The 13591-nt window shown below is 41.7% G+C and carries 9 protein-coding genes; 7 read left to right on the top strand and 2 right to left on the bottom strand.

The genetic code is table 11. The annotated features are described in order from the left end of the window. Nucleotides 1–57: 57 nt before the first annotated feature. Entirely contained in the window at nucleotides 58–837 is a 780-nt protein-coding gene (locus tag BM015_RS11660) for a polysaccharide biosynthesis/export family protein (protein ID WP_090658531.1), read from the bottom strand. 915 nt (nucleotides 838–1752) lie between these two features. Between BM015_RS11660 and BM015_RS11665 the strand changes: the two genes are divergently transcribed. The 7 genes from BM015_RS11665 (at nucleotide 1753) to BM015_RS11695 (ending at nucleotide 13046) form a co-directional block, all read left to right on the top strand. After that, the gene (locus BM015_RS11665; RefSeq protein WP_090658534.1) at nucleotides 1753–3717 is read left to right on the top strand and encodes an alpha-L-arabinofuranosidase C-terminal domain-containing protein; all 1965 of its coding nucleotides are present in this window, start codon (nucleotides 1753–1755) and stop codon (nucleotides 3715–3717) included. Between the two features lie 330 nt (nucleotides 3718–4047). Further along, nucleotides 4048–5169, top strand: coding sequence for an aldose epimerase family protein (locus BM015_RS11670; RefSeq protein ID WP_090658536.1), 1122 nt, complete (start codon nucleotides 4048–4050; stop codon nucleotides 5167–5169). Nucleotides 5170–5399: 230 nt separating this feature from the next. Then, nucleotides 5400–7082, top strand: coding sequence for a ribulokinase (locus BM015_RS11675; RefSeq protein ID WP_090658538.1), 1683 nt, complete (start codon nucleotides 5400–5402; stop codon nucleotides 7080–7082). A 17-nt stretch (nucleotides 7083–7099) separates the two neighbouring features. Beyond that, nucleotides 7100–8647 (top strand): alpha-N-arabinofuranosidase, encoded by a 1548-nt coding sequence (locus BM015_RS11680; protein ID WP_317040535.1) that lies wholly within the window; start codon nucleotides 7100–7102, stop codon nucleotides 8645–8647. 175 nt (nucleotides 8648–8822) lie between these two features. Further along, the gene (araD, locus tag BM015_RS11685) at nucleotides 8823–9524 is read left to right on the top strand and encodes an L-ribulose-5-phosphate 4-epimerase AraD (protein ID WP_090658543.1); all 702 of its coding nucleotides are present in this window, start codon (nucleotides 8823–8825) and stop codon (nucleotides 9522–9524) included. A 207-nt stretch (nucleotides 9525–9731) separates the two neighbouring features. Beyond that, nucleotides 9732–11222 carry an L-arabinose isomerase gene (gene araA / locus BM015_RS11690; protein ID WP_090658545.1) on the top strand — a complete coding sequence of 497 codons (1491 nt, stop codon included), beginning with the start codon at nucleotides 9732–9734 and terminating at the stop codon, nucleotides 11220–11222. Nucleotides 11223–11324: 102 nt separating this feature from the next. Further along, nucleotides 11325–13046 (top strand): sodium:solute symporter family transporter, encoded by a 1722-nt coding sequence (locus BM015_RS11695; RefSeq protein ID WP_090658547.1) that lies wholly within the window; start codon nucleotides 11325–11327, stop codon nucleotides 13044–13046. Between the two features lie 11 nt (nucleotides 13047–13057). On the opposite strand, the gene BM015_RS11700 is transcribed toward BM015_RS11695, so the two are convergent. Further along, nucleotides 13058–13579: an NUDIX hydrolase gene (locus tag BM015_RS11700; RefSeq protein ID WP_090658549.1), complete on the bottom strand. Its 522-nt coding sequence runs from the start codon at nucleotides 13577–13579 to the stop codon at nucleotides 13058–13060. Nucleotides 13580–13591 lie beyond the last annotated feature (12 nt).

Genomic DNA, 13591 nt, shown 5'->3' on the forward strand with positions numbered 1-13591 from the left:
TAAATTCAAAGCGAGTGTTTTCTCCGTCAAGAAAAAAGTAAAATGCCCAAACACGTTTTACCTGTTAATAATATTTACAATAAGCAAGGCAGCAGAAAGCACTGTCATGGCTAAACCCAGGTAACGTACATTCCGGTTAAGAAAAGCATCATTATTAATAAACTTTGCCTTGTCCGGTTCCACATAGATCACATCATTCTGCTGCAGGTTATAATAAGGCGACATAAATATTTTATTGGAAGAAATATCCACCCGGCCAAATTCGCGTTTGCCATCCTGTTCGCGTATCACCAAAATATTGTCCCGTTTGGCATAAAGGGTGAGATCGCCGCTTTGCGTAATAGCCTGCAGTATATTCATTTTACCATCAGGCACCTGCAGCGTACCGGGGCTTCCCACTTCTCCCATTACCATCACTTTAAAATTGGCAATATTCACTGTAACCACCGATCCTTTTATATAATCATCTAATTGCTTTTGTAACCGCTGTTGCAATTGAGCCGGCGCTAAGCCCGCAACAGGCACAGTGCCCAGTTGCAGCATTTGTATGTTGCCGGCAGCATCCACCAGGTAGCCTTGCACGCCCTGCGTGGCAATGCCCTGGGTAATATTAAATGCATCAGCCGCTTCCTTATTTATAGCGGTAATATTAATATTTAGCCTGTCGCCCGGCATTATTACCACTGGCTTTTGCAGCACCATACGTTCCGAATCGGTAACGCTGTCTTTGAGATATACAGCGTTTTGAAAATTCTTCGGCACGCCGCAGGAAGAAAACGCAGCGATAAAAATGATGCAGGCAAGCAGCGGGATAAGATATTTAAAACGAGAAAGCATTAGTCAGGTATATAGATGAATGCCCGGCTGGCACTTGCCAGGCAGTACACTTTTTGTACAGGAACAAAAAGCACATAAAATATTTGTTGTGTGAAAAGGAAATTACAGCACAGTATTCACGGCTTCGCCGTTCTCACTCCCAACTGCTTCTTAGGAACAATGCACCGGGAAAGAGAAAAAACTAAAGCAGCATTACCTGCTCAGTAATTCATAACATGCTTAAATGGAAAATATTGAACGGTACGGGCGTCCCCACCGGACGTGGGACTTGGCAAACAGTTTATTTTGGATTATTAATTTTTATTTTTTCGGATCCGGACTGATCATCACAAATTGCAATTCAGCAATCATCATCTCTCCTGCAAATATGCTGATAAAATAATTTCAAACAAAATTTAAGAAAGCCGAGTTGGTGAATGATGAATTGTACATTGTGAATGATGGATTATAAATGGTGAATGACATAATAGGCATGACAGGGATGAATATACAAGGCCGTTTCTTTTCAGGTAATACTTCCATGCTTTAACATCTTTCAGGTATGAACGAAGCATCCCGGTGTAATACCAAAGTCACAGCCTCTTCCCAAACACCTAAAAATAAGCACTTGCAGGCACAAAGCTGCAAGCCAGATCAGGCAATAGTGATCCCCGCTCCAATAATAAATGTTTTTTTGACAATTAAAAAACTTATCCTACTTTAGCATGCTTGTAAAACCTGCCGCACAGCAGGTTTTTTATACTATCAATAAGCTATAGCGCTATATGAAAATTGGTTACAGGATTAACCCGTATAAGGTTTTTAATACTTTTTTTATTTTTTGTCTAATAAGAATCCGGGAGCTGGTTTCTACCAGTTCCCTTGTTTTGTCTATACATACATTCAATTTAACCATGCAAAAAGGTAATTTAAGAAATGAAAATTAGCCGTGTAATTGCAATTGCTGCAATATTATTGTATGCCTGTACAACAGAAGGCCAGCCATTGGTTGTAAAGGCAGATAAACCAACTGCAGCCATTCAGCCAACCATGTGGGGAATATTTTTTGAAGACATCAACCTTGCAGCCGATGGCGGTTTATATGCAGAACTGGTGAAGAACCGTTCATTTGAATTTGCCAGCCCTTTAATGGGTTGGACTATTCAGCAGGCATCGCCCGGCACAGGCAATATTCTTGTTACCAACCGGCTGGAAACAGACAGCGCAAACCCGCGCTATATAAGGGTTACACGCAACACTGCCAAAGGAAAATTTGGATTAACCAATGAAGGTTTTCGCGGCATGGGTATTAAACAAAATGAGCAATACAACTTTACGGTTTGGGCAAAGAGCGAAACCGGCAATATTGAATTGCACGTGCAACTGGTTGACAGTACAGGTAGGGCTTTGGGTGAATCTCAACCTATCAATATTTCAGGCAATAACTGGCAACAATACAAAACAAGTTTCACGGCCACTGCAACTGAATTAAAAGCCAGGATGAATGTTTGGTTTGAAGGGGAAGGCGTTGCGGATATTGATATGCTTTCACTATTTCCCCAACACACCTGGAAACAAAGGCCCAATGGTTTACGTGCCGATTTAGTGCAGTTGCTGGCTGATATGAAACCCGGCTTCCTGCGCTTTCCCGGCGGCTGTATTGTTGAAGGGAGAGAACTGGCAACACGCTATCAATGGAAAAAAACGGTGGGACCGGTTGAAGATAGGCAGGTTATTGTAAACCGCTGGAATACGGAATTTGCACACCGCCCCACACCTGATTATTTCCAAAGTTTCGGGCTTGGCTTTTTCGAATATTTCCAGGTGGCCGAAGACATTGGTGCAACACCATTGCCCATTCTTAACTGCGGCATGGCCTGCCAGTTTAATTCTGCAGAAGTGGTAGATACAACACAGCTCGATCCTTATATACAGGATGCATTGGATTTAATTGAATTTGCCAACGGTGATGTTTCAACAAAATGGGGGCATTTGCGCGAAGTGATGGGCCATCCGGACCCTTTTAATCTTAAACTGCTGGGCATAGGCAATGAACAATGGGGCCCGCAATATGTTGAACGCTATAAAATATTTACGAAAGCCATCAAATACAAATACCCCGAAATACAACTGGTAAACAGTGTTGGCCCTTCTCCGGATGATGAAAGGTTTCATTATCTGAACGATACGTTGCGCAAGCTGAATGCGGATATATTGGATGAACATTATTACAGTTCTCCGTCATGGTTTCAAAACAATGCCAACCGTTATGATGATTATGACAGGAACGGGCCAAAGATTTTTGCCGGTGAATACGCAGCGCAAAGCGTGGCAACCGTTAGCCCATTAAATAAAAATAACTGGTTGTGCGCTTTATCAGAGGCTGCTTTCATGACCGGCCTCGAACGCAACGCAGACATTGTACAGATGGCATCCTATGCACCTTTATTTGCACATGTGGAAGGCTGGCAATGGACGCCCGATTTAATATGGTTTGATAATCTGAATTCTTTTGGCACGCCCAATTATTATGTACAAAAACTGTTTGCCAATAATAAAGGGGATAATGTTGTTGCCATTACATCGGATAATAAAACGCTTAAAGGAAGTGATAGTTTATATGCTTCTGCCGTAACAAGCACCGCCAATGAGGTGATATTGAAAATAGTAAATACATCTTCCCGGTCAATATCAAAACAAATAAGTATTGATACTAAAAGGAAGCTTGCAGCAAAGGCAACCGTAACAACGCTTCAAAGCAACGATCTTAATACGGTCAATTCAATTGAGTCGCCAAAAGATATCAGCCCGCTGGTGAGCGAAGCTGAGATAAAAAGCAGGCAATTAAACCTGGTATTACATCCTTATTCGTTTACTGTAATTCATATAAAAATGCAATGATAATTGCAAAACAACCTGGTCGCAGTAAACATAACTTTATTTAATTCTCAAAATAATTGAGATGTTTGCATTAAAGATTGAAACATAATGTTGAAGCACATTGCTGCTTATATATTTAATTAGCGGCGCAAATGCAGGCATTAAAATTGTTTTAATTTATAAGTTGATTGCTTGTTAGGCAACGGTAAAAGTGCAGCGGCGTTTTGCATTAGCGCTTAAAAAGATCAGAACTTTTTGATAAATTATATAATGTTCTCCAAAGCCAGCATCTTTCTTTGCAAGTAAAGAGAGAAGAAGGCAGGTCTTATTCATCATTTCAAAAAAATAAACATGACAAAATTGTTTGGTGCAGGTTTAATAATGGCAACGATGGCATTTGCATCCTGCAATGAAACACAACATGAAACTTCAGCAACTATGGGCACAACAAAAAAAGACTGGGGCGAAGTGGACGGTAAACAGGTTTACCTGTACACACTTACCAACAAGGCAGGCGATGTAGTTACAATCAGCAATTATGGCGGCACCATCACATCGTGGGTTTCACTGGATAAAAACGGTAATAAAAGCAGCATTATTATTGGCTTTGACAGCTTAAGCACTTACCGGCAAGACCCTCCTTATTTTGGCGCATTGGTTGGCCGCTACGGCAACCGCATTGGCAACGCACAATTTACATTGAACGGAACAACATATAAACTGGCAGCCAACAACGGCCCTAACAGTTTGCATGGCGGCATAAAAGGTTTCGACAAAGTGGTTTGGGATGCCACAGTCCCCGATTCCACACAACCTTCGCTTACATTAAAATATGTAAGTAAAGATGGCGAAGAAGGCTATCCTGGCAATCTTGATGTTACTGTTGTTTATACTTTGAGTGATGAAGATGGTTTAAAGATTGATTATACGGCAACAACCGATAAGGCCACGCCGGTTAACTTAACCAATCACAGCTATTTTAATTTAACAGGAAGTGTAAAAAATACAATTCTTGACCATACACTTCAAATTGATGCTGATCGTTATACGCCGGTTGATACCACATTGATACCAACCGGGGAATTAAAAGCGGTGAAAGGAACGCCATTTGATTTTACAACAGCTAAAAAAATCGGGCAGGACTTTAGCGCAGTACCGGGCGGCTACGATCACAACTTCGTATTGAACAAAAAAGATTCTTCTTTACAGAAAGTGGCAACACTAAGCGATTCTGTAAGCGGCCGCACGCTCGAAGTTTATACAACACAACCTGGCTTGCAGTTTTATACCGGTAATTTTTTAGATGGAAAATTCACCAACCACGATGGCAACCCGTTGTTGGCCAATACGGCTCTTTGTATGGAAACGCAGCATTTTCCTGATTCGCCAAACAAACCTGATTTTCCTTCTACTATTTTGGAACCGGGCCAAACTTATCATAACGTAACAGAATATAAACTGAGCGTGAAATAGTGGGTGGTGAGTATTTCGTGAATCGTCAAACGTGAATGTGGGAACGTGATAATTAAAGAGAAAAACTGAATTCATGTTTCAAACATTAAAATTAAAGAAACAAAGTTTTTGCAGCAGTAGTTTGTTTTGAAGTTTTCACGTTTGACGATTCACGATTGATAATTTTTAATTGTAATTTTGACAATTAAAAATCATTTCCTATCTTGCCCATCTAACGCAGCTCTTGCGATATGACTAAGAATACCAATTATGTTATCGGGGTTGATTATGGAACAGATTCAGTTCGCTCCATAATTGTTGATGCAGCAACCGGCGAAGAAGTTGCCGCTGCTGTTTTTTATTATCCAAGATGGAAAGAACAGTTGTTTTGCAATGCCGCTGTCAACCAGTTCAGGCAGCATCCCTTTGACTACGTTGAAGGCCTTGAAACAACCATAAAAAAATGCCTGCAACAGGCCGGCCCTGGTATTGCAGCTAATATTAGGGCAATATCAGTTGATACAACAGGCTCCTCCCCTGTGCTGGTAAATAAAAAAGGAACGCCGTTGGCGCTAACACCGGAATTTGAAAATAACCCTAACGCCATGTTCATTTTATGGAAAGACCATACAGCCGTAAAAGAGGCGGCTGAAATAAATGAGCATGCAAAAAAATTTGATATTAACTACCTGCAATACGTTGGCGGTATTTATTCTTCAGAGTGGTTTTGGGCAAAACTATTACATGTTTTGCGCGAAGATGAAAGTATTAGAAATGCTGCATATTCGCTGGCAGAGCACTGTGATTGGATTCCATTTCTTTTAACGGGCGGTACCGATGTGGCTTTAATGAAAAGAAGTATTTGCGCCGCCGGCCATAAAGCTTTATTTGCAAAAGAATTTGGAGGCTTTCCGCCGAATGATTTTTTTAAGGCCCTTGATCCATTGCTGGATGGCTTTACGGCCAGGCTCTTTGATAAAGCTTATACAGCATCGGAAAGTGCAGGCACGCTTTCAGAAGAATGGGCGGAGCGCCTTGGTTTATCAACCGGCGTGGTTGTGGGCATTGGCGCTTTTGATGCACACATGGGTGCTGTTGGCGGGCAAATTGAACCTTACTATTTAAGTAAAGTAATGGGTACATCCACCTGCGATATTCTTGTGGCACCGGAAAATGAAACACAGGATATTTTAGTGAAAGGTATTTGTGGCCAGGTGCCCGGCTCAGTTATCCCCGGCATGACGGGCCTGGAAGCCGGCCAGTCAGCCTTTGGTGATGCCTATGCCTGGTTCAGGAATTTATTAATGTGGCCTTTAAAACAAACCCTTAACCAGTCTGATATTATCGATGCTGATACAAGAAAAAAATTAATTGAAGAAAGCGAAAACAAACTGATTGCAGCCTTATCAGAACATGCCGCACAACTCGATGTGAATGAAGACGATGAATTAGCGGTTGACTGGTTCAACGGCAGGAGAACACCCGATGCCAACCAGATGCTCGAAGGCGCCTTTTACGGTCTTAGCCTGGGCAGCGATGCACCGCGCATGTTCAGGGCGGTGGCAGAAGCTACCTGCTTTGGTGCAAGGGCAATTGTTGAAAGGTTTATCGAAGAAAAAATACCTGTAAAAGGCTTGATAGGCATGGGTGGTGTTGCCAGGAAATCTCCGTTTATTATGCAGATGATGGCCGATATTATGCAGATGCCTATCCGTATTCATAAAAGTGAACAAACCTGCGCCGCAGGCGCAGCCATGTTTGCTGCAACAGCGGCGGGGTTATATAATAAAGTGGAAGATGCCATGGCCGCCATGGGGCTTGGCTTTGAAACGGAATATGTGCCTGATAAATCAAAGGCCGCCTTGTATAATAAACGCTATGCACAATACAAACAATTCGGCGCAGCCATAGAAAATCTTACCGTAAACAAATAATAAACAAACCTTGCTTTATGATGAAAAAACTTACCACAACGCTCTTTATTATTGGTATCTCGATTGCTGCTTTTGCGCAGGAAACTGTAAGCATGCAGGTAAATGCAAAGGCTGATAAAGACAAGATCAGCCGCTTTATTTACGGCCATTTTGCAGAACACCTCGGCCGCTGTATTTACGATGGCTTTTATCTGGAAGATTCCACTATGAATGTGCCGAAACAAGGCCGTATAAGAATGGATATTGTGAGTGCATTGAAGACCATCAATATTCCTTTGCTGCGCTGGCCCGGCGGCTGTTTTGCAGACAGGTACCATTGGAGCGATGGCATTGGCCCGAAAGATAAAAGGCCGCTGCGTATTAACTCAACCTGGGGCATGGTTCCGGAAGATAACAGCTTTGGCACCGATGAATTTTTACAGTTATGCAACCTGCTGAATTGCGAGCCTTATATAGCCGGTAATGTGGGCACTGGCACGCCGCAGCAAATGTCTGACTGGATTGAATACCTCAACTTCGGGGGCAAAAGTGCCCTGGCCGATATGCGCCGTGCTAATGGCCATGCCGATCCGTATAAAGTTGCTTTCTGGGGCGTAGGAAATGAAAGCTGGGGCTGCGGCGGCGATATGACGCCCGAATATTATGCTGACCTGTATAAACGTTATGCTGCTTTTTGTTTGAATTACCCCGGCGCTCCTTTAAAGAAGATTATGAGCGGCGCTAATGCTGATGATTATAACTGGACTGAAGTAAGCATGAAAAATGTGCGCCCTAATCAAATGTGGGGCTATTCCATGCATTATTATACGATTGTAAATAACTGGCAGCATAAAGGTTCTGCCACTAATTTTAATGAGGAAGAATATTTTAAAGGACTAAAAAGCTGCCTGCATATTGAAGACCTGATCAATAAGCATAGCGCCATTATGGATAAATATGACCCGCAGAAAAAAGTGAGTTTATGTGTGGACGAATGGGGCATCTGGACAGACCCTGAGCCTGGCACAAACGGCGCTTTCCTTTACCAGCAAAACAGCCTGCGCGATGCTTTGATTGCTGCCTCATCCTTAAATATTTTTAATAAACATTGCGACCGCATACGCATGGCCAACCTTGCCCAAACCGTAAATGTATTGCAGGCGCTGGTGCTAACACAAAAGGAGAAGATGGTGCTTACGCCAACGTACTATATTTTCGATCTTTATAAATACCACCAGGATGCCACTTTATTGCCGGTTAGCTTCTTCAGCCCGGATTATAAATATGGCGAAGAAAGCATTCCTGCAGTGAATGCCTCTGCCTCCAAAGACAGCAACGGCGTTATTCACATAACATTGGTAAACATCGACCCAAAGAATAAAATAACAATCAATACAAGTTTTAACGGGGCTGCATTTAAAACAGCAGAAGGACAGGTTTTAACTTCAGCAAACTTTACTGACATCAATACATTTGATAATCCAAACAAAGTAAAGCCTGCTGCTTTTTCTGATTTTAAAAAGAACGGAAATGAGTTAAGCATAAATCTTCCACCAATGAGCGCAACATTGATTACGTTGAAATGATTAGCGTGGTTCGTCAATCGTGAAACGTGAATGTAAAAGCGTGGCAATTTTAATTGCAATATTGTTCGGATATAATTTATAAAGAGATAAAAAACAAACGCATTTAAAAACAGTAATCAAACAATTAAATTTTCACGTTTGACGATTCACGATTAGCGAAAAATATTCATCCCACATGAGCAAATACATTCACATACAGCAGGAAGCTTTTGAAGCCAATATGCAGTTACCAAAACTGAACCTTGTTTTGTTCACCTTTGGTAACGTAAGCGCCGCAGACAGAAGTCTCGGCGTTTTTGCCATCAAGCCGAGTGGCGTTCCGTATGAAGAATTGTCGCCCGAAAAAATGGTGATTGTTGATTTTGACGGCAAAACAGTTGAAGGCAATCTCCGTCCTTCATCCGATACGCTTACACATGCCGTTTTATATAAGCATTGGGAAAAGATAAACGGCATTGTGCATACGCACTCAACGTATGCGACAGCCTGGGCGCAAAGCCTGCGCGACATTCCATTGTATGGCACTACGCATGCCGATCATTTAACCAGTGATGTGCCTTGTGCTGCGCCCATGAGCGATGAAATGATTAAAGGCGACTATGAATATGAAACAGGCTTTCAAATTATTAATGCATTAAAGGAAAAGAATTTAAGTTATACTGATGTTGAAATGATTTTGGTGGGCAACCATGCGCCGTTTACCTGGGCTAAAACTGCCGCAAAAGCGGTTTACAACAGCGCAGTTCTTGAACAATTGGCAAAAATGGCTTTCATAACAGAATCTGTGCATGCAAATGTTTTGCGCATGAAAGATGCTTTAATCAACAAGCATTTTGAAAGAAAGCATGGGCCAAATAGTTATTACGGGCAGGAATGATTGACGTCAACCGGCAATCGTGAAACGTGAATGTAATAGCAAAATAATTTGATATTCAAAATTAAATTCGAACATTAAGAATTAAAAAACGAATAGAATAATAAACGTGTTTGCAAACAAAAATCAAACTTAGAAGTTTTCACGTTTGGCAATTCGTCTGACGATTTAGAATTAACATAGAACAATCAAACTATAATAAATACAACAATGATAGATTTAAAAAACCTCGAGATATGGTTTATTACCGGCAGCCAGCATTTATATGGAGAAGAAACTTTAAAACAGGTTGCCGAACACTCGCAGGAAATTGTAAACGGCATGAATGCATCAAAACAAATTCCTTTTCCTGTTGTTTTAAAACCAACTGTAAAAACCCCTGAAGAAATAACAGCGGCCATTAAAGAAGTTAATGCATCAGCCAACTGCATCGGGATTATTACATGGATGCACACCTTCTCTCCCGCCAAAATGTGGATCAACGGCCTGAAGATTTTACAAAAGCCCTTGCTGCATTTGCACACACAATTCAATCGTAATATTCCGTGGAATTCGATTGACATGGATTTTATGAACCTGAACCAAAGCGCACATGGCGACCGTGAATTTGGCTTTATGGTAAGCCGCCTGCGCATGGAAAGAAAAGTAGTGGTAGGTTATTGGCAGGATGAAGACACTTTAAAAAGTATTGAAACATGGAGCCGTGCTGCTGCAGGCTGGCACGACTGGCAGGGCGCTAAATTCTTACGCCTTGGCGATAATATGCGTTATGTTGCCGTTACAGATGGTGATAAAGTGGAAGCAGAATATAAATTCGGGTTTTCTGTAAATACCTATGGCATTGGCGATCTTGTTGCTGTAATCAACAGCATAAGCGATGCCGATGTGAACAGGCTGATAGAGGAATATGAAGACAGTTATGTTTTAGCTGATGCCTTGCAAAAGAAAGGTAAGCAACGTAAGTCTTTAAAAGATGCGGCAAGAATTGAGCTGGGATTAAAAACGTTTATGGAAGCCAATAATTTTAAAGGCTTTACTGATACGTTTGAAGATCTGCATGGCATGTTGCAATTGCCGGGCATTGCGGCACAACGTTTAATGAACGAAGGCTATGGCTTTGCAGGTGAAGGCGACTGGAAAACAGTAGCATTGGTTCGTGCCATGAAAGTTATGGCGCATGGTTTAAAAGGTGGCAATAGTTTCATGGAAGATTATACCTATCATTTTGAAAAAGGCAACGAGATGGTATTGGGTTCGCACATGCTGGAGATTTGTCCATCTATCGCCAACAAAAAACCTTCCTGCGAAATTCATCCGCTTGGTATTGGCGGCAAGGCAGACCCTGTGCGCCTTGTATTCGATGTAAACGGTGGTGCTGCATTAAATGCATCAATTATTGATATGGGCAACCGCTTCAGGATGCTGGTGAATACAGTAGAAGCTGTTAAGCCCAAACATAAGCTGCCAAAGCTGCCTGTGGCAAGGGTTTTATGGAAACCAATGCCCGATATGAAAACCGGTTGCGCAGCATGGATATATGCAGGCGGTGCACATCACACATGCTATAGCCAAAACTTAACAAGCGAGCATCTGGAAGATTTTGCGGCTATGGCAAATATTGAATTTGTTTTAATAAACAAGAATACTAATCTTTATAGCCTTAAAAACGAGTTGCGCTGGAGTGAAGCATATTATAAATAACGCTGCATATTTTTTACCTGTTATAACGCAAGAACCATTGGCTACTTTTAATTATTTATACCCTGCTGCATTATTTCAAACAAAACATTAAACTAACGATACATGAACAAGCTTGTAACGCAAGACTACTTAGTATTTATCCTGTATTTTATAATTGTAGCATCGTATGGGTATTGGATTTATCGCCGCCGCAAAAGCAAAGAACATGATTCAAAAGCATTCTTCCTGGCCGAGGGTTCTTTAACGTGGTGGGCAATCGGCGCTTCTTTAATTGCTTCCAATATTTCTGCCGAACAATTTGTGGGGATGAGCGGCGATGGCTTCTTTGCCGGTGTAGCGGTAGCTTGTTATGAATGGGTTGCTGCCATTGCACTTATTATTATTGCTGTGTGGTTTATGCCTATCTATCTTAAGAATAAGATATATACCATGCCGCAATTTCTTAAGATGCGGTATAATAATACGGTGTCATTAATCATGACGGTGTTTTGGCTGTTCCTTTATATACTGGTAAACCTTACTTCAATTTTATATCTCGGTGCTGTGGCTATAAGCGGCCTTGTAGGCCCGGAATATCTGCACCCGATTATGATTGGCCTTGCCTTCTTCGCACTCCTTATTACATTGGGTGGCATGAAGGTAATTGGGTTTACAGATGTAATACAGGTAGCTGTATTAATTATAGGCGGTTTGGCAACCATTTATTTTGCATTGCAGCAGGTAAGTCATCATGTTGGCGATGGCACCGGCGTGGCCAACGGTTTTTCTACCTTAATGAAAGATGCACCGGATCATTTCCACATGATATTTGATAAGCCCACTGCGGAAAGCTCCCAATATGATATTCAGCGTTACGTAATCCTGCCGGGCATTTCTATGTACTTTCTCGGCCAATGGATCGTAAACCTTAATTACTGGGGATGTAATCAATACATTACACAGCGTGCACTGGGTGCCGATCTTAATACGGCCCGTACAGGTATTTTATTTGCCGGTATGCTGAAAATAATGATGCCGATCATCGTTATGCTTCCTGGTATTGCCGCTTATGTGCTTTACAAAAATGGCGTATCCATGACAGGGCTTACCCCCAATGTAGCGCCTGAAAACCTTTACCAGATAAAAGACAAAGCTTACTCATCTGTGCTCGCCTTTTTACCTACTGGGTTAAGAGGTTTGTCCGTAGCCGCACTTACGGCAGCTATTGTGGCTTCGCTGGCTGGCAAGGCAAACAGTATTTCCACCATTTTTACGCTGGACATCTATAAAAAATATATGGGAAAAGATGCAACCGAAAAACAGCTTGTGGTAATAGGCAAGCTCGCCATTGTGGTTGCTATGCTTCTTGGCCTTATGCTTACCTGGAATGATACGTTGGGTATTGGTGGCGAAGGCGGTTTCACATTCATTCAGAAATATACCGGCTTTATAAGCCCCGGCATCCTCGCAATGTTCCTGCTGGGTATGTTCTGGAAAAGGACCACTGGCGCAGCAGCAGTTGCGGGCATACTGGTGGGCTTTATTACTTCAGTGATCTTTAATAATTATGCTGCGGAATGGTTTGGTCACGAAACATTATTATATACAGCCTTTCCCATTATTAAAGAAGGCATTACTACATGGGAAATTCCGTTCCTCGTATGTATGGGATGGTCTGGTTTATTTACGGTTTTGGTAATGGTAGCAATTAGTTTGGCCGGGCCTAAAGTAAATCCGCAGGCCATTAATATTGAAAGAGGTATGTTTAAAGTATCGCCACGTGTTTTAACCATGATTGTTATTACACTTATATTGATTACGGCGATTTATGTAAGGTTCTGGTAAAAAAAGTTCAGTTAGAATAATAAAAAACGCTCCAAAACAGGGAGCGTTTTTTTTATGCGTGTAAAATCATAAACCCAAAATCTTTTTACAAGCTCTTCAATCAATGGCACCTGGTAAGCAAGAATTTTTTCCTTTGCCGTGACCGCATCAAACCATTCAGCCCTGTCAACTTCCGGCACTTCTATGCGTTTGCCGGAACGCGGCGGCCAGTCAACCCAAATTAAATTGCTGGTAATATTTGCTGTATCAAAATCCTGTTCTGCAGCAAAAGCATAAACGATTTTGCCGCTTTTATTTTTCACCGATGATAATTCAACAAAATCTTTCACTGAAATCTTTTTACCGGTTTCTTCTTCAAATTCTCTTTTCGCTGCCTTCAAAGCATCTTCTCCTTCATCTAACTCCCCTTTGGGTATTGACCAGGCGCCTGCATCTTTTTTTGCCCAAAAAGGGCCGCCGGGATGCACCAGCATTATTTCCAGGGAATTATTTTTTCTTCTGAATAAAATTATTCCTGCACTTTTTTTACCCATATTATCTGCCTT

Origin of the sequence: Parafilimonas terrae (assembly GCF_900115755.1) — a bacterium.
GTDB classification, from domain to species: Bacteria; Bacteroidota; Bacteroidia; order Chitinophagales; family Chitinophagaceae; genus Parafilimonas; species Parafilimonas terrae.

What these genes read in the sequence shown, in the direction of transcription:
- BM015_RS11660 (WP_090658531.1), bottom strand. Translation starts at nt 837, where the DNA reads ATGCTTTCTCGTTTTAAATATCTTATCCCGCTGCTTGCCTGCATCATT.
- BM015_RS11665 (WP_090658534.1), top strand. Translation starts at nt 1,753, where the DNA reads ATGAAAATTAGCCGTGTAATTGCAATTGCTGCAATATTATTGTATGCC.
- BM015_RS11670 (WP_090658536.1), top strand. Translation starts at nt 4,048, where the DNA reads ATGACAAAATTGTTTGGTGCAGGTTTAATAATGGCAACGATGGCATTT.
- BM015_RS11675 (WP_090658538.1), top strand. Translation starts at nt 5,400, where the DNA reads ATGACTAAGAATACCAATTATGTTATCGGGGTTGATTATGGAACAGAT.
- BM015_RS11680 (WP_317040535.1), top strand. Translation starts at nt 7,100, where the DNA reads ATGATGAAAAAACTTACCACAACGCTCTTTATTATTGGTATCTCGATT.
- araD (WP_090658543.1), top strand. Translation starts at nt 8,823, where the DNA reads ATGAGCAAATACATTCACATACAGCAGGAAGCTTTTGAAGCCAATATG.
- araA (WP_090658545.1), top strand. Translation starts at nt 9,732, where the DNA reads ATGATAGATTTAAAAAACCTCGAGATATGGTTTATTACCGGCAGCCAG.
- BM015_RS11695 (WP_090658547.1), top strand. Translation starts at nt 11,325, where the DNA reads ATGAACAAGCTTGTAACGCAAGACTACTTAGTATTTATCCTGTATTTT.
- BM015_RS11700 (WP_090658549.1), bottom strand. Translation starts at nt 13,579, where the DNA reads ATGGGTAAAAAAAGTGCAGGAATAATTTTATTCAGAAGAAAAAATAAT.